Origin of the sequence: Nostoc sp. FACHB-133 (assembly GCF_014698055.1) — a bacterium.
Lineage (GTDB): Bacteria > Cyanobacteriota > Cyanobacteriia > Cyanobacteriales > Nostocaceae > Nostoc.
In genome coordinates this window covers 97,343-115,307 of sequence record NZ_JACJSH010000022.1, presented here as the reverse complement: position 1 = coordinate 115,307, position 17,965 = coordinate 97,343, and the positions used below count along the sequence as shown (strand labels likewise).

Genomic DNA, 17,965 nt, shown 5'->3' with positions numbered 1-17,965 from the left:
GAGGTGGAATTATCAGGCAAACATGCCGTCAATAATATCGCGATAACGTTCCGTGACGATATGTCGGCGAACTTTTAGTGTTTGTGTCATCAAACCATTTTCGATAGAAAACGGTTCTTGAATGAGTTTGAATGTCCCAATGCGGTCATCCGGTCGATAGCCTGGACGATTTTGCACTTCTCGATTCAATTCTTGCCGAAATAAATCCTGGATCATTCTACTCTCCAAGTCAATTTTTTGACTAGGTGAAGAAGTGGCCGGATCGTTCTGCGCCCATTTTTCTAGGGCTTCGACATTGGGGACAATCAAGGCTCCCAGGCTGCGCTGATCTTGGCCGACGAGCATAATTTGATCGATGTAGGGCGATCGCAAACACGCGTCTTCGATCGGCTGCGGCTCGATGTTTTCCCCGTTAGTCAATACAATCGTATCCTTTGCTCTGCCAGTCAGCACTAAGTCGTCTTGTGGTGTCAACCAGCCCAAATCGCCGCTATCAAACCAACCTTCAGCATCAATTGCTTTCGCTGTCGCTTCCGGATTTTGGTAATAGCCTTGCATAATTTGCGGCCCCCTCAACAATACTAAGCCTCGCTTCTCTATTGGCAAAGGCGCTTTTGTCTCAGGATCTACGATTTTAGCTTCTGTAGCGGGGAGTGGTAGCCCTGATGCACCAATCAAATTTCGCCAAGGACGGCGCACATGGGTAACAGGAGAAGTTTCTGTCAAGCCATAGCCTTGCAAAATCTGCACACCAATAATTTCAAAGAAGTTATCGATGTGTCTGGGAAGCGCACCGCCGCCGCTAATCATCTGCTTGACGTGTCCTCCTGTGGCTTCTCGCACTTTGGCATAAACTAGTCGTTCTCCCAAGGCGTGGAGGGGTAATAAAGCAGCAGCTTGGATCTTAGCTGTTAATCGTTCGATGGCTGAGGCATGAAGATTATTTAAATCCAATCCTTGAGCAACTCGCCGCGCTTTGATATATTTATCGCTAATGCCTAATAAAAAGTTAACTAGGCGTTGCTTATTCGCTGGTTGTTCGCGGAACTGTTTTTGCACTCCTTCATAAATCGATTCCCACAGGCGGGGTACACCCACCATGTAATTAGGTTTAAATTGTCTCAAATCTCCTTTCACAGAGCGCAAGTTTGTATAAACTTGCGTGCAACCTTGAGATAGTAGGTAATATTCAACAGTCCGCTCGTAACTATGCCACGAAGGTAGAATACTGAGAACGATATCGCCCGCATTTGGTTGCAATACTGTGCCAAATGTTGTTACTTGGTGCATCAAATTTTTATAAGACAGCATTACACCCTTGGGTTTACCTGTAGTTCCAGAGGTATAAATTAGGGTTGCCAAAGCATCACGATTTTGTTTAACTGGCACAAAATTATGATTTTTCCCAATTTCGATCAACTGTGCAAAATTCAGCACCTTTAGAGTTTCGCCCGTTGGTGGTGCTTCATCTGAAATTAAGATTGCAAACTGAATTGGTAAATCGTTGAGACGGTCTTGTAGTTTTTTAAGTGTCTTTAAATCTTCAACTACTATTGCTGTACTGCCGCTATTAGCGATGATAAACAGCAATTCTTCTTTTTCTGCTTGCGAACTACGCACCGCATCAACTGCACCAGCAGTCATTATGCCTTGATCGGCAATAAACCACCGGGGACTGTTGTCAGAAATTAAGGAAATGCGATCGCCTAGCTTCACTCCTAATGCCTGTAACCCAGCAGCAAATAATTGTATTTGCTCTGCTAACTGTGTATAAGTAATCACAATTTCTGGTTTGGCGTGAGGACTGCGGAGGGCAACAACATCACCAAATCGTTGAGATGCCAAAGGCCAAACTTCTGGTAGCGATTCCACATTTGTGTAATCTACCAACCGCTTTAATGCCTCACGTTCTTGCTCACTGATGTTAGATAAAAAAGAAGACGCGGTTTGGGTTTTTGACATAACACCTTACCTAAATATCGTAAATTAATTGTTTTTCCAGTTTATTTTGTTATCCCGCTACAATAACCGTCCTTATTATCCACATTCCCTTCTGTGTATAATAATTCCAGAAATTCCACGTTTATATTTACAAAAATTTATGTTAAAGTTATTTTACATAGAGTGCAAGCAATAGATGGACTGAAAGTCAATCCTACACATAATATTATGCTTGCACCTAAAAACAGCGATATCTACGACGGGCTACGCTTACGCCTATTTTTCACAGGAGATGATTACCTATGAATTTGATAGACGCTATACTGCTAACGCTGCTCAATATTACTATTTGCATAGCGTTTCCTAAGCTTGTAGCAATCTTTCTGGCTGATAAAACCAAACCGAATGGGGTGTCGCGAAACGGTTCAAAATTACAAACAGCCAAAATTGGACTTACGAGTTTTCCTTATTGTACAGCGTACTCATTAACAGGTAGTCAATACTGCAAATTCAGTCCCGATTTTTGTTCCAAGTGTTCTCCAAATTGATGGATTGTTTGCCAAGTTGGAAAAATTTATTTTTTTCCAGCACCTATATTTTTGCATTCCAAATGATAGTTTATGTGTCTACTTATTCAAGCGATGTCTACGATGAGCTACGCTAACGCTAATTCGACTATGATTGCTGAAACCCTTATGCTGTAAGTATTTATCATTTCCACGCAAGCTTATTGAACAGTACGTACATAATTTCACAGTGCGATCATGTAGTTCAGCAGGGCACTATTTTAAGTGTAACAATTGCGACTTACATAGCCCTGGCTTCTTTCAGAAGCCGGGGTTATTGTTTATCAGCAATGATTCAGGATTGCTATAAACATCACAAAAACTCGATATATCGCATCTTTTGCCATAACCAAAGAGTATTACTAAGCCCGCCAAGACTCGAAATGCAAGGCTAAAAACTACTTGCAACTCTTAGGCTTACACTACACCTTTGTTTCCTCGCCAGAGTTTAACTCAGTATAATTACTAATTGAAGTTAGAGTACATATATAACTAATATAACCATTAATATATTAATTGTTAAATCTATTACATGAGAGTCAAACAGCTTTAACGCCCAAACAGCCGAAAGTTGGTCAGTTTATTAAGAAACTTCACAAACTTCTAGAATTGACCCAAGAAAAGTTTGCAGCAAGCATTGTTCGTAGTGAGCGATTCATCGCTCATAGCAAGACTACAAACTTTATATATGCACCTAGCTATTTAGAGGATGTTTTAAAAGTTCCCTTATCGGTATCAAAAGTTCAGATCCCCCTAAATCCCCCTTAAAAAGGGGGACTTTGATTCCGGTTCCCCTCTTTTTAAGGCTAGGGGGGATCTAGAAGTACTTAAAAGCACAGCCAAACACTTTTAAAACAACCCCTTGAAGATTATGTCCCAATACAGTCCAATTAAGTATTTCTTCCTTATCTTTGCGCTCTTTGCGTCCTTGGCGGTTCGTTAAAAAGTTGACTTTGATAAAGAGTTTTAGCCTTAACTGAACCGTATTGGATTATGTTCAAAAAATTTCGGAAAACTATCTTGATTATTTACACATTCAACTATTAATTGAAAATCACAGGTTCTACCATGATTCGGAAACAGATAACAGAATTTTCTCTAGAAGACGGTACAAAGTTTTTAGCGGAGGTTGATGAGCCAGAAAATAGCAATTCTCTTGTACGTGTTGCCAGACCAGATGCTGGGCAAATAGTAGTTGAAGCTAAAAAGAAATTTGATGAAGTATTGGATCAAATACAACCTGTAGCTTCAGCAATTATCATCAAACTGAGTCAGCTTAATACACCAGCCGATGAGGTAGAGGTCAAATTTGGTATTAAGTTAAATGCTGTTGCAGGTGCAATTTTTACTTCTGTAGGTGGTGAGGCTAACTACGAAATTACCTTGAAATGGAAGCAAGACAAGGCATAGTAAGGTATGGCATCGATTGCAGATAATTATATTCCAGCTTTTAGATCAGCGATCGCTCGGATTTTTCATCCGAATGGTGCGGTAGTTGGTGTAGGTTTTTTAGTGTCAGGGCGAAGTCAAAATTATATCCTGACATGCGCTCACGTTGTTACCTTGGCTCTATCTTTACCACAGGATATAGTTGAAACTCCTATTAATGATATTGACTTCGATTTCCCCCTAATTGCATCGGGGCAAAAGCTAAAAGCTAAAGTTGTTTTTTGGCAACCTGTTGTCAACAACGTATCAACCTTCGAACCTGAAGATATAGCTGGGTTGCAAATCGAAGGACAGTTATCTCATGAAGCCCAACCTATCAAGCTAATCTCAGCCAGTAACGTTTGGGGGCATCCTTTCCGCATATTTGGTTTTCCTCACGGACACAATGATGGCGTTTGGTCTACGGGAGTTTTGCGAGACGGGCAAGGAAAAGGATGGGTGCAATTGGAAGATAGTAAGGTAACTGGCTACAGGATAGAACCGGGCTTTAGTGGTGCGCCTATATGGGATGAAACCCTTGCAGGAGTAGTTGGTATGGCTGTAGCGGCGGAGAAACAGCGAGAAGATATCAAAACTGCTTTCATGATTCCGGCGGACGTATTGAGCAAAGCATGGGATGAAATAACCTTGCCGATTTCATCAAATGCACATACTCAGAATACCCCCAGCCGGGTACAACAACTCAAAATCAAGACTTTGCAACAACGCTTTGAGGTTCTAAGCAGTGACTACGAAGCAGCTTACAACCAACTTAACTATACACTCGCTGCGAGCGATCGCAATATCATTCAACGGCAAATCAACACCATACTCCAAGAACTCGGTCGAGTAGAAAGCGAACTTAATGCCATTTAAATGCAATGAAAAATTCTTCAGATTTCCGAAAAAAGTATCTTGAGCAGCTAATAGCCCGTTTAAAAAGTGACATTGAAAGTATCAGCGACCAAATAGGATGGACGGTTAATGATGTAGATAAAAATAAATTACAAAGGCAACTTGATAATAAATTTGAGGAAATAAAAAAAGCTGATTCAGAGTTAAACCAGCTAAATCAAGAATCTCTAGAGCAAGTTGATCCTGATAAAATACCATTCACTAATCGGGATGCTGCAATTACTGAAATTACAGCAAATAATTCTCCTACTTATCGTCTGATAACGGCTCCCAAAGGTTACGGAAAAACAGCATTTCTCAAACAGATCCAGAAGCGCTTTCAAGAATTACAATGGTGTTGCGCTTATGCTTCCATGTCTGGAGATCAAAATATTGAAGACTTAGAAAAAGAATTAGCGATTTCTCTTAATCTTCAGATTGAAGAAGGAAATGAGTTGCCTTGGGGAGAACGCTTAGGTTTATTATTACATAGAAATTGGGCTAGGTGGCAATCGCAGGGGCAAAAAGGTATTGTACTACTAATCGATCTGGATGGGAATGCCCCACAAAAACAACGTTTAAACGAAATTTTTGATCAACTTAAAGAATTGGGATGGAGAATTGAAAAGTGTTTGAAAGAACTACAATTCTTTAAAGATAATTCCAAGAGCCTTCGAGTTGTAATTGCAGCCCGATGTCTTACCGATCTTCCCTCTGATCGGATTTTTCCTAAACTAATCCTTTCGCCTTTTAATTGGGAAGTAATTCAGGATACCGCAACAAAATATCTCAAGCCGATTGAGATGACTTCTGAAAGTCTTGCACTACTAGCTGGACACTTATTGTATTTAACTGGCGGACATCCAGGGGGAATTGCTGAAGCCCTAAAAGCTTATCGAGGTGGTGGTTACACAGTTAATTTATTTTTAAAGAGTTATGGAAGTAAATTATGGGAAAGAACTCTAAAGCATTGTAGAGATCAGATTAAAGAAAGCTTGACTAAAGAAAATAATCATCTATACGAATCTATTGAGAAACTGAGTATATTTCCCATACTAAATGGGAATTGGATATTAAAGGAAGCCGTTAGAAGATTTCAGTTACCTTTCAGTGATGATAGTTTTAAATTAAACGCAGAACTGACAAAAACATCAATTTTTACTCGTGACAAAACGATTATTAAAGATGGAATGACCCGTCGGCTGCTAGTTATTGGTTTACTTCGAGAAAGTTCGCCTGATAGCTTTCAAAAGCTTTGTAGCGAAGCGGCTCAAATTTGTTGGGAATATGTTCACGAGCTTAAATCTAAGAATGATTCTGCTGTGGCAGGAACTTGGTCAATGCAGTATTTTTTTCAAAGTCTTCAGCAACATGCTGGATTTATCAATTATGGTACTGATAGTTTGACTTATCGAAAAGAACTTCGTAAAACTTTCTTTGATGACACTGTTGAAGAAACTATTGGAATATTCCGGAATACAGACCGAGAGCAAACCCATGAATTTCTGTCTACGCTTAAATCTGAAGTAGAGCATGACTGGGAATTTCAATTTCTTGTAAATTACTATCTCCACAATGACGAATATAATGATACACCCTATAGATATTTAATTCATAAGCTTGATGAAGCTATTCAAAATAATTAACTCAGGAGCCTATTATGTCTGAAATAGATAAATTAGAGTTTGTTGGTCGTGAAGAACATCTAAATCGAATTATTACCCTTGTTCAAAAAGCTAATACGCTTCATGTTGTTTTGGTGGAGGGTAGAGGCGGAATTGGCAAAACTTGGTTGCTTAATGAATTACAAAACCGCCTCAAGCAAGTAAACATTGGAACCAGTGAAATTATTGATTGTGATACTCCTGTTTTTAATGATGCAGAAGATTTATGCACTCAAATCGCCAAGCAATTGTATGATAGTACATATCAAGAATGGCTGCTCCGGTTACGACAACTACGAGAAGATGAAAACCACCTCAGTCAAACTGCATACCAAGAAGAACGCAGACAACTTGAAAAGTTTTTAGTCGATGAAATCAATCGAAAATCTAAACAACAGAGATTAGTATTTTTAATTGATACAGTTGAGAAGTTAGGACAAGCAGAGGGAAGAACGGAAGTTTGGGAATATATTGGTAATCTATGCCAGCAACTAGATAACGCCGTATTGATTTTAGCAGGTCGCCCTAGTATTGCTCGTCAAATTTTGGAAAAGTCGTTCACAGAAACAGAACTAACCTATTTGGAGTTAAATGAATTTACTCATGAGGATGTACAGACATACATTCTTTCCAAAGAGGAGCAACTTCATTTTAGTCTTGGGAAAGACTTAGTTCAAAAGATCATAGTTCTTTCTGGTGGTAGCCCCATTATGATCGAATTTGGAGTAGAGTATGCTTATCGAGAAGTTATTCCAGATTGGTTAGAGAGTGAAGATATAAAAACTATTCCAACCAGGTTGGAAAAAACGGGTGGATTTGAAGCTGAGATGGTTCGACATATTACGCAGCTTCGGACATCAATGGATAGGCTAACCCTGTTACTTTCACGTATTTATCCATTAGATAGTTCTGATATTGCTAATCTATTAGAACTATCGATAGAAGATGCTAAAAAAATATTTATTGATGCTCAGAGCTACTTTTTTATCAAACCAGTAATGAGTGGTAATCAAATATCATTGCATGATATTGTGAGAGACTTAGTTAATAAATATTTATGGGCAGATATTGACCCAGATTTTGAATGGAGAAAACGAGATAGTCGTATTGCTGCCAAATATTTCGAGCAAAAAGACTATCAGCTAGGGCCGCAGAAAAGGATATTGGAAGTTCAACTTTACTCTGATAATTCTAATAAAGCTTCTAATATTGAGTTTCTAATTGAAGAACTGAAACAACTGCGAGAATTCAATACAATGCGATGGCTATGGAATGCTTTATACGCTGACCCAACTATCGGCTTTGTAACTTGGCATGAAGTTACTAATACGATCCGAAGCCAATCAAAGAAATTCAGCTTTGTTAATCAATTATTGGCAGTTGTAAAACAGTTTGAAAAAGAGCTAAATTTCGACCAAAGATTTAAATTAATTATTTTTGAAGCAAAGCTTGTCCACGCCCTAAAAGACAAGGGCACAACAGAAAATGAAGTAAGGAAATTAGAGGCTATGTTAGCTGAAAAATCTTCTAATTCTTCTCATCAACCAGACCTTTGCAATGTCTTGGGAATGCTAAATGCTAAGTTGCATCTTTATGATGAAGCTTTGAAATATCAGCAAAAGTGTTTATGTTTAGTTCAAGAGAAAAAGCTAGCATCTGCGATTCCGGGTGTGGCGAACCAAGTTGGTTATCTGTATCGACAACTGAATAATTTTAACGAAGCTGAAAAATATTACAAACTAGGTTGGGATGCTGCTATGGAAGTTGACACTCCTAACAAAGGCTTAACTCAAGTTATGGCTAGTATTCAGAATAACTTGGGATATTTATACGGACTACAAAAAAATTATATCAAGTCTGAACAGTGCTTTAAGGCTGCTATTGATATGTGGTCGAGTGTAGAGACTGAACGCGAAATTGCCAACGCCGAAATTGCCTCTGCAACTATTTCGGTAAATGAGGGGAACTATGTTAAAGCTAAACAGCTACTTGAACGAGCCTTAAGCCGTTGCAACAATGAGGAAGATGATAATCGAATATTGTGTAGGGCATACTTTCATTTAGGCTTAAATCAGTGGTTTAGTGCCGAGGTAGTAAATGAAGCCGTTTGGGATGTAACACAGGTAAAGTGGGATCTAGATGTGCTAAGTCAGGCTCAAGATGCTTTAGAAAAAAGCCTGAAACTGGCAGAAAAATACGGATTGGAAGAGGAATTGCCTGGAATTTGGCACCAAACGGCCAGTGTTTACTGGCATCTTGGGTTTCAAAAGTGCGATCGCTCTTTGCAAGAACAAGCTCTCAAACTCAACGATCGCTCTTACCACACTAGTCTAGAGTACAATGACAGGCGGTATGCCATCGATAGCCTGGTAGGGAAAGCAGAGTTTGATTATTATGCAAAAGCATACGAGCATATTTCCGATTATGCACGAGAACTTAGCGATCGCTTCCAGTCATATCAAAATACCTATCAACTGTTCTTTGGTAGGATGTTACGGATAGAAGGTGATGTTGCATTTCAACAGGCAAACTACGATCTTGCCTTTGCAAAATATGCTCAAGGCATACCCCAAATCTTCCAGGATGGAGGTTTTGGCCCCTATTCTATCCAACATGAGCTAAATCTGCTGCAAAAGAAAATTGAACGGTTACCTATAGAACTTTCTAAAACCCTAATCCAGCAACTCAAACATCAGTGGCAAGATAATAAAGCTCTCAAAGAATGGTGCGATCAACAAATGTTTCTGACTAGAATCCGTGCAACAAAACAGCCATCTTCTCATGCTTAGTAAAAAAATTGATCGACCCAGAATTTTAGTTTCTCTCAATTCTACCTGCGTACCAACTGGACAATGCGATTGCGATGGAGGGGATTGTGCCTGTGACTTATCCCCTTTAGCAGAATTAAGCTCAGATATATCATTATCTCTGGGGATGTTTGAGACAGAGTTTGTGATATCTCCCAATTCGCAAATAATGAATCTAGATGATAGTTACTCTATCTGTTATGGAACTAATCATAAAGTAGCAGTTCTAAATCAATCCGCATTATATTTACGAAATATATTTACAAAGCCTCATAAATTAGATGATATTACAAAAGAGAATTCTCACATTAACCAAACAGACTTACAGACAGCTATTCAGGAACTATATCAAGCCCGTTTAATTGTTCCTAAAAACAATAGCTTATTTAACCTAAATGAAATACCAGAAACTTTATCTGCATGGTTACATATCACCGATCGCTGTAACTTAAGATGTGACTACTGCTATCTTCCTCATTTAGCCAGGGATATGTCAATAGAGATAGGCAGAGCTGCTATTGAATCTACATTTCGCTCTGCTAGCTTAAATAATTACCGCCGCGTCAAACTAAAGTATGCCGGAGGAGAAGCATTATTATGCTCTCCTTTAATTAAAGAACTGCATTTATATGCTCAATCACTTAGCAAAGAAAGAGGCATTATATTAGATGGAGTTGTTCTCAGTAATGGAACATTGATTACGCCTGAAATTATCGAGATGCTTAAAATATTGAATCTGCGTCTCATGATTTCACTAGATGGATTATCAGATTTCCACAATATCCAACGAAATTACGCAGGCGGAAAGGGTTCATTTCAAGATGTTGAATGCGGTATTAAGATTGCTTTGCAAAATGGGCTGATACCCGATATTTCCATCACCATTAGCGGGCGCAATGCAGAAGGATTACCCGATCTGATTGAATGGATATTGGATCATAATCTGCCTTTTAGTTTCAACTTTTATCGTGAAAATGAACTGTCAGCTTCTTACGAAGACTTGCAAATAGAAGAATCTAGAATGATTCAGGGAATGTTAGCAGCATTCAAAGTTATCGAATTGAAATTACCTAATCGAAGCTTATTAGGTTCATTAGTTGATCGTGCTAATTTATCATCTCCTCATAAACGAACTTGTGGAGTTGGGCAAAGCTATCTTGTATTTGATTATCAAGGACAAATTGCCAAATGTCAGATGCAGCTACATAAAACTGTATCCTCTATTGACGCTCAAGATCCTTTAACTGTTGTGCGACAAGATAAAACAGGTATTCAGAATTTATCTGTTGAGGAAAAAGAAGGCTGTCGTACATGTGAGTGGAAATACTGGTGTACGGGTGGTTGCTCTTTGGCTACGTTTAAGGCTACAGGCCGTTATGATATTCAATCTCCAAATTGCAATATTTACAAAGCTCTATATCCTGAAGCTCTCCGCTTAGAGGGCTTACGCCTTCTCAAATATAGTTAAGTTAGGATTTGATTCTCCCTAACCATCCTTAAGAAGCAGGGAACTAAGCCACCCTTTTAAAGGGGTGGGTTGGGGTGATATTCCGAGTCTAAACACCAATTTACAGGTGGAAATTTTTCGTGATTGCAGGCTGCTACCGATATTCTTTTTCTGGTACTCTAAAAGCTGCATATTTCCATTCATTACCTTCTAAATATTCAATTTTAAACTCTCCTTTAGTCACCAAACTAATATCTTTCAGTTGTACTATGGCGTTTTCTCCTAATAAAACACATTCAGAGTTGCTAGTGGAAGGTTGATTTGGTGTCGTAGTTATTTGATTAATAATTTTACGCTGTAATTCTTGATATTGTTGCTCTGTTATTAATTTAGAATCGTATAATTTTTTTATATCTCTTAGTTGGGTTTCTATATTTGAGCCACCTTGATTTGACACATTACCTACTTGACAAGAATCTGGCTTAAAAGCAATTTTTCTAACAGGATGATCCCACCATTTAGAAACCTGAGTTAACCAATTAGTTGTTCTTGTTGTATGTACTACTTTTACTTGATTATCAGTTATTTCTAAACGAACCCAATCAGTGGATCTTTTTTGAATCAAACCAGCAAATCCCCAAGATAAAACACTTCCTACTGAAACACCAGAATCTGCTAGACGAAGCTTTATAACTCTAGGTTCTATAGCTTGTCCTATTTTAATTGGAGCCAAAGCTATAGAGTTAATATTCTTAGCAAAGAAATTAGGATTCTTTTCTGTCGCAGTGGAAGGCTTTACTGCTGTAGAATTTGCAACCAATACTGCTACTAGCAAAATGCTAACTCTCTTGCTCATGATTATGATTATTTGTCTTACTGAAAAACGTGTAAAACAATAGACTATAGTAATTAATTTCGGCTTGTCAAGGAAATAATATTTAAGGCTAGCCCTTTCAGGATGGATAACAATTTTAGACATTAACTTTTTATCTCTGTATTATCCGTATTATCTGCACTTCTGTAGTTAAAATAATCACTTTTTAAATGTAGGGACACAGGGAAGCAAGTGCGTTGGGCGGGTTCCCCGACTTGTAGCAACTGGCGGGACGCAGAGAGAAAAGAGATTTTACGAGTCGAATTGAAATTATAAGAATATATTTAGTTAGCTTATAACCGATAAAAGAAATTAAAATGCTGCTTTGAAGCAATTGTACTAATTTTGCTTCAAACTAAAAATATAGTAAACACAAATTTTGAAATAAGGACGATCGCACATGAGTTTAATCGATGGTATATTACTGACGCTGCTAAATACTGTTGCTTGCCTTGCGCTGCCTAAATTCCTAGTAATTCTGTCTGCAAAAAGCCAAAACACTTCACCATCGCGCTCTACTGCAATATCAAAAGATTCTAATTCTGAAATCCCCAGCTTTTCGTAATATAAGCTGATTGTCTCTAGATATCGCTTTGATGAGGAGAAAATTTAGTTATTGGTGCAAAGCGATATCTTAAGGAAAGTTACAGCAGATTGCGCTCTAATCGAATACACGTAGAGACTTAGCAGTGCTACGTCTCTACAAGGTTTTGGGTTTTATATATGTACTTCATTTACCTGAAATCTTTTTAGGTCTGACGATAATAAGAAATCCGAGCAAAGTAAAAACTAACATTTGCCAAGTCACCAAATTCCAGCCACCAAGATTCCAGCATAATAAACCAATACTAGTACCGACAGCACCGCCGATAAAATAGATAGTTATGTAAACTGTGTTGATGCGACTATTTGATTGAGCATCAAGAGTGTATATCCTTGCGACATTGGTGACTTGGATTGCCTGTACACCTACATCTAGTAACAATACAGCAACAGCGATCGCGATCGCTGAACTAGAAGCAATTTTAGCAATTACTAAACTTGCAATGACGAGCGATACAGCAATTGTCAAGGAACGTTGCGAGTTACCTCGATCGGCTAGTTTACCAAAAACTGGTGCCATCAATGCACCTGCGATCGCCACAAAACCATACATTCCAATTGTGTCAGATTGAAAATTGAAAGGCGCCCCGCTTAAATGGAAAGTCAGCGTTGTCCAAAATGAGCAAAATACACCAAACAATAACCCACCAATTAAAGACGCTTCTCTTAACAAAGAAAAGCGTTTAAATTGTTGAATTGTTGAGTTTAATAATTCCAAGTAATAACCGTTAAATTCATTTTTGATATTAGGTAAATATATATTTAGTAAGACAGTAACAATTAAAACCATTCCTGCCGAAAATCCATATACATAACGCCAATTCAACCATTCAGCAATATATCCACTAAAAACTCTTGCTCCTAAAACTCCAATCAATATACCAGTAAAAATGTAGCCTACAGTTTTGCCTGTAGTTACTCTATCTATACTTGCTGCCAAGGGAAGAATAACTTGAGCCGATACTGTCGCAATCCCAATCGCTACACTCAATATCCAAACTTCGATGATGTTTTGTGAAAACGTCATGAGTATCAACAAACAAAACAAACATATCAGTAAGGAAAGAATTAACTTTTTCTTGTTGATTTTATCGCCCAAGGGGATTAAAAAGAACAGCCCAAAACCGTAACCAACTTGCGAAAGCACAGATATACTACCCACTTCGCCTTCACCAACTTAAAAAGAAGATGCAATATCTTTGAGGATTGGCTGATTATAATAAATGTTGGCAACACAGACACCAGATGCGATCGCCATAATCAGTACCTGGATTTTGGTTAATCCGCTACTTGAGATTTGTTTTTCCATTCAACCTAAAATTTATACAGGAAAAAACTGGTTACATTACAGCTAAAACCAGGTAATAGCTGAGAAATTATATTATCACTAATAAATAAGGTGGCTACCAAGTTAAGTTGACTTTGTTCGCGCCGATAGACCTCTAGTTTACGCGATCGCCAATCAGCAATCCAATATTCTTTTACTCCTCTGGAAGAATAAAGTTTGATTTTGGCAAATTTGCGAGTTTTGATTTCTCTCCCTCGTTCATTTTCTTATTGTCATTCATAATGAATCGTCCTTAGCAAATCATCACTTGCGATTGTCACGCCGCCACTTACACCGCACTAAGCGAATTTCATCAAAAGTGTAGCTTTCGCCTAGTTGTTCTTTAATGGGAGTAAGAGAAATGTCACCGAGTACTTCTAAAACTTGCCAAATTTTTTGTTGGTGTTCTAAAGGTACTAATTGATTTAAATCAACTGGCTGATTTTTCTCAATTAGTTTTTCTAAATGATTGCTAACTGTTGCCGGACTAAGGTTCCGCTTTTTGGCAATTTGAGCAATATTTAAACCTTGTTGATGTAATTGTAATGTCTGTAATTCGGTGTAAGAAGAAGATGAGTTGGGAGAGGATATGGAAGTAACAGATTTATTTTGCAAACCTTTTTCTTGGCGATAGGCGCGAATTTCTGTAATAAACTTTTCGCCATATTGAGCGAGTTTATGACTACCAACACCAGAAAGTTTGGCAAATTCAGTTAAGTTTTGGGGTTGCACCTGTACCATCAATTTTAAAGTGGAATCGTGGAAGATGACGTAAGGTGGTACAGATTGCTCATCAGCCAATTCTTTACGTAGCGATCGCAACTTCTGTAATAATATTTCTGCTTCTTCTGCTTTTTCACTCCCCTGTTCCCAGCTAATCTTTTGGACTGTGGTTACAGCTAGGGAAACTGTGCGTTGTTTTCGCATTACTTCCCAACTTAAGGCATTTAGTTTTAAAACTGAGTAACCATCGCTAGTTTGTTCTATTAACCCTTGATGTAAAAGCGATCGCCCCAACATTCGCCATTCATCTAGAGTTTTATCTTTACCAATACCGTAGGTGGAAAGTTTATTGTGTTCGTATTGAATAATTTTGTCTTTTTTTGCCCCCCGCAACACATCAATTATGTGTAGCATCCCAAATCTTTCTTTGCAACGCGCCACACAAGATAAAAACTTCATGGCTTCAACTGTCCAATCTTGCATGGGTTTGGGATGACGACAATTGTCACAGTTACCGCAATTCCCAGGAAACCTTTCTCCAAAATAACCTAGTTGAATAGTTCGCCGACAATCAGTGCCTTCAGCATAATCGATCATCTGCCGCAGTTGTTGTTTAGCAATCAACTGTTCTTGAGGGTCAGTTTTTTGATCGATACTCCATTCAATTGTTTTAACATCACCAAAGCTGAAAAATATTGTACAGCGAGATGGTTCTCCGTCTCTACCTGCTCTACCAGATTCTTGATAATAACTTTCTATATTTCTGGGCAGATCAAAGTGAACTACCAATCGCACATCGGGTTTATTAATTCCCATTCCAAAGGCGATTGTTGCTACCATTACTCGGACATCATCTCGAATAAATTGCGTTTGATTACTACTACGTTCTTCATCACTTAATCCGGCGTGATAAGGTAGAGCAATAACTTTATCATTTTGTAGTTTAAAAGTTAGTTCATCAACTTTTTTACGAGTTAAAGAATAAATAATTGTCGAACCTTCAGTTTCTCGAATTAGTTCTAATAATTCAGCGTAAGCATATTTAGTTTTAGGACGAACTTCGTAATAAAGATTTTCACGGTTAAAACTGGCAAGATGAATGCTAGGTTGTTTTAGTCCTAGTTGTTGAATGATATCACTACGGACGCGATCAGTTGCTGTAGCGGTGAGAGCAACGGTAGGAACATCAGGATAGCGTTTCCGCAGAGATTTCAACTGGCGATATTCTGGACGAAAGTCATGTCCCCATTCCGAAACGCAGTGCGCTTCATCAATAGCGAAGCTAGAAATACCGATTTTTTCTTTAACTAAATCGAGAAATGGGAGAAACCTTTCACTGAGGAGACGTTCAGGGGCGACGTATAGTAATTTTACTTTACCACTGAGGATGGCTTCTTCCCGCGATCGCACCTTGTAAGCATTCAAACTGCTATTAATAAATGTCGCGTTAATATTATTATTTCGCAGTGCTTCTACTTGGTCTTGCATCAAAGCAATTAACGGCGACACTACCACCGTTAATCCATTTTTTAACAATGCTGGTAGTTGAAAACATAGAGATTTTCCCCCGCCAGTCGGCATCACAACCATTAAATCTCGATTTTGCAGCGCATCTTCGATAATTTGCCGTTGTCCGGGGCGGAACCTGTCGTAACCGAAGTGATATTTTAGCGCTTGTTCGAGATGGGGATACTGAAGCATAGCGATCGCTTTTTCGGAGGCTGTCTGCGTGAGTAGTTATTGAAGATATCAGGATTTTAACTCACATCATCGGCAGCTTTGGTCACACCTGCATTTCTATTGGCGATCGCACTCTGTTTGGAATTGAGGCACTTCCTTATTTTGCATTTTGCCTCACAATAGCAACAAGAGTAATCGGCTTGCACCTGGAACTGTGACCTTCATACGATTTAGGTTAGCAGTAGAATCTAGCAAAGCAGTAAATATATCTGGTTGACGTAAACGAAACTCAATGGATGCTGACAAAATTAAAACTAGGTCTTCTCCTTCAGGGACAACAACCTTTGTCATACCAACTGTATTGGGTCTTGATAGATCAGACATACAGTCTTCCCAGGCGTTCATATTGTGCCCATAGAATTCTGGAAAGCCCATGACCTCTGCAAACTCAGTATGGAAAGATTTCCAGTCGTTGACGTTTGCCAAGTCGATTTCCACATGGCTCATCAGTTTTTCCTCCTCAAATCATAACCAGATTAGAAACGGAACTCCGTGAAATTGTTGTAGTGGTCATTAGTGAAATAGGCTTTTCCATCGCTACTTGTGATGATCCTATCTGTACCACGGTTAACTCCCAGTTGGCTGGGATGGATGTCCCATTCTTGATATGTCTGACCACTAGCATAGGGTAGTTTGTTGCCGTCTGGCATGGCATTGTTGTTAAAGACTCTGCCTCCAACGTATTCTTGTCCACCTTTTTTGAACCCAGACAATCCTCTTGCATGTACATTGACAATGTGGTTACTGCCACCAGGTTGAATACTTGTTTTAGTAGTCACCCACGTGTATATAGACCTTGCCTCAGCAGGAATCGTTACTGCTCCCTTCCCTCCCTCTTTATATACAGCTCGATGAATTCTATGTTCATTACCAAGGTGTTTAACCACAGGCATGTTAGTCAATTGACGCTGGATTAACTCTGTCTGCTGCACCACATGAGTCAACTCATGCGCCAGCAACTCCTGTCCTCCTCCACTCCCCGGCTCATACGCCCCCTGCCGAAAGAACACATCCTGCCCTGTCGTAAACGCCTTCGCCTGTATCGACTGATTCAACTGGTCAGCCTGAGTATCTGTGTGAACCTTCACCCTACTGAAATCAGCCCCAAATGCTTGCTCCATCGGTTCACGGATATTGTTTGCCAATGGCTGTCCCCCACCCCGTGCCTGATTGATGGATGCTTCCAAATCTTGTGTTGCTGCCATACCACCATCTGAAACACGCTGCACTATCGGCGACCTTTGCAATTCATCTTCTTGATCAGATAATGACTCGCGCTGAATATTGCCCTCTGGTTTCATTTGCAGTTCTTCTTCATCTGGTAACTCTTCTCGCTGAAGTTTATCGCTCTGTGGCTGATGAATACTTTGCACAACCTGACGTGCTGTTTCGTCCGCCTCTTGCTCGTACTGATCTCCAGGTTCCCCAATTGTCAGCTTTGCCTGAATTGGTATGTCTGGTCTTCTTAGTGGAATATTGGCAAAGTTATGACCAAATCGGGTCGTATGTTCCAGTCGAGAATTCAATAATCCATCCATCTTGGCTTGCAGCACAGTCAGCCGTTCCTGTGACTCTGGCGTAATCTTGCCATATTTTGCTTGTAATTCTAGTCCGGTTGCCTCAATACTTTGTTGTGCAAAGGTAATATCCTCCATGTCTGTTTCTGTCACTAGTGCAACAGATGCTTTTTGAACTTGGCTACCAAACGGTTTGTAGGCCAATTTAGGATTTTGTTCTGCTGTATGAGAATTGGTACAGATAGATGAGGAAGTCTTTGACAATTTCTTATTCTGCATTGTTTTTAGAATTTATTTATTTGCACATAACCTGGCATTAAGCTTTCGGTCTACTGAAATTTGATAATAACTTTATCGAAATAAATATATATTTAGTACTACATAGAATTATTTTATGGCTTAGAAAATGTATTCATCTATCCAAGGACAGAGAT

14 protein-coding genes are annotated in these 17,965 nt (G+C 39.0%); 6 read left to right on the top strand and 8 right to left on the bottom strand.

What is annotated here, in order from left to right:
* Positions 1 to 12: 12 nt before the first annotated feature.
* Positions 13 to 1,962: an AMP-dependent synthetase/ligase gene (locus H6G86_RS19260; protein ID WP_190935631.1), complete on the bottom strand. Its 1,950-nt coding sequence runs from the start codon at positions 1,960 to 1,962 to the stop codon at positions 13 to 15.
* 1,061 nt (positions 1,963 to 3,023) lie between these two features.
* On the opposite strand from H6G86_RS19260, the gene H6G86_RS19255 reads away from it, so the two are divergent.
* The 6 genes from H6G86_RS19255 to H6G86_RS19230 all read left to right on the top strand — a co-directional run bounded on the left by H6G86_RS19255 (position 3,024) and on the right by H6G86_RS19230 (position 10,768).
* Positions 3,024 to 3,275 (top strand): hypothetical protein, encoded by a 252-nt coding sequence (locus H6G86_RS19255; protein ID WP_190935630.1) that lies wholly within the window; start codon positions 3,024 to 3,026, stop codon positions 3,273 to 3,275.
* 300 nt (positions 3,276 to 3,575) lie between these two features.
* Positions 3,576 to 3,917 carry a CU044_2847 family protein gene (locus H6G86_RS19250; RefSeq protein WP_012412621.1) on the top strand — a complete coding sequence of 114 codons (342 nt, stop codon included), beginning with the start codon at positions 3,576 to 3,578 and terminating at the stop codon, positions 3,915 to 3,917.
* Between the two features lie 6 nt (positions 3,918 to 3,923).
* A complete protein-coding gene (locus H6G86_RS19245; protein ID WP_190935629.1) occupies positions 3,924 to 4,811 on the top strand; it encodes a trypsin-like peptidase domain-containing protein in 888 nt (295 codons plus the stop codon).
* Positions 4,812 to 4,816: 5 nt separating this feature from the next.
* Positions 4,817 to 6,475, top strand: coding sequence for a hypothetical protein (locus H6G86_RS19240; RefSeq protein WP_190935628.1), 1,659 nt, complete (start codon positions 4,817 to 4,819; stop codon positions 6,473 to 6,475).
* A 14-nt stretch (positions 6,476 to 6,489) separates the two neighbouring features.
* Positions 6,490 to 9,282 (top strand): tetratricopeptide repeat protein, encoded by a 2,793-nt coding sequence (locus H6G86_RS19235; RefSeq protein WP_190935627.1) that lies wholly within the window; start codon positions 6,490 to 6,492, stop codon positions 9,280 to 9,282.
* On the top strand, positions 9,251 to 10,768 hold the full coding sequence (locus H6G86_RS19230) for a radical SAM/SPASM domain-containing protein (RefSeq protein WP_313931206.1): 1,518 nt from the start codon (positions 9,251 to 9,253) through the stop codon (positions 10,766 to 10,768). Before H6G86_RS19235 ends, H6G86_RS19230 begins: the two co-directional genes overlap by 32 nt.
* A gap of 133 nt (positions 10,769 to 10,901) precedes the next feature.
* On the opposite strand, the gene H6G86_RS19225 is transcribed toward H6G86_RS19230, so the two are convergent.
* The 7 genes from H6G86_RS19225 to H6G86_RS19200 all read right to left on the bottom strand — a co-directional run bounded on the left by H6G86_RS19225 (position 10,902) and on the right by H6G86_RS19200 (position 17,810).
* The gene (locus H6G86_RS19225) at positions 10,902 to 11,603 is read right to left on the bottom strand and encodes a hypothetical protein (RefSeq protein ID WP_190935626.1); all 702 of its coding nucleotides are present in this window, start codon (positions 11,601 to 11,603) and stop codon (positions 10,902 to 10,904) included.
* Positions 11,604 to 12,351: 748 nt separating this feature from the next.
* Complete coding sequence (locus H6G86_RS19220; protein WP_313931205.1) at positions 12,352 to 13,386, bottom strand: MFS transporter; 1,035 nt, start codon at positions 13,384 to 13,386, stop codon at positions 12,352 to 12,354.
* Positions 13,387 to 13,401: 15 nt separating this feature from the next.
* Complete coding sequence (locus H6G86_RS39565; RefSeq protein WP_277883642.1) at positions 13,402 to 13,533, bottom strand: hypothetical protein; 132 nt, start codon at positions 13,531 to 13,533, stop codon at positions 13,402 to 13,404.
* A gap of 5 nt (positions 13,534 to 13,538) precedes the next feature.
* Positions 13,539 to 13,733, bottom strand: a complete 195-nt coding sequence (locus H6G86_RS19215; protein WP_524538511.1) for a Uma2 family endonuclease — start codon at positions 13,731 to 13,733, stop codon at positions 13,539 to 13,541.
* 82 nt (positions 13,734 to 13,815) lie between these two features.
* Positions 13,816 to 15,975: a DNA helicase RecQ gene (gene recQ, locus H6G86_RS19210; protein ID WP_190935625.1), complete on the bottom strand. Its 2,160-nt coding sequence runs from the start codon at positions 15,973 to 15,975 to the stop codon at positions 13,816 to 13,818.
* A 153-nt stretch (positions 15,976 to 16,128) separates the two neighbouring features.
* The gene (locus H6G86_RS19205; RefSeq protein ID WP_190935624.1) at positions 16,129 to 16,461 is read right to left on the bottom strand and encodes a barstar family protein; all 333 of its coding nucleotides are present in this window, start codon (positions 16,459 to 16,461) and stop codon (positions 16,129 to 16,131) included.
* Positions 16,462 to 16,490: 29 nt separating this feature from the next.
* Positions 16,491 to 17,810 (bottom strand): eCIS core domain-containing protein, encoded by a 1,320-nt coding sequence (locus H6G86_RS19200; protein ID WP_190935623.1) that lies wholly within the window; start codon positions 17,808 to 17,810, stop codon positions 16,491 to 16,493.
* Between the last annotated feature and the right edge of the window lie 155 nt (positions 17,811 to 17,965).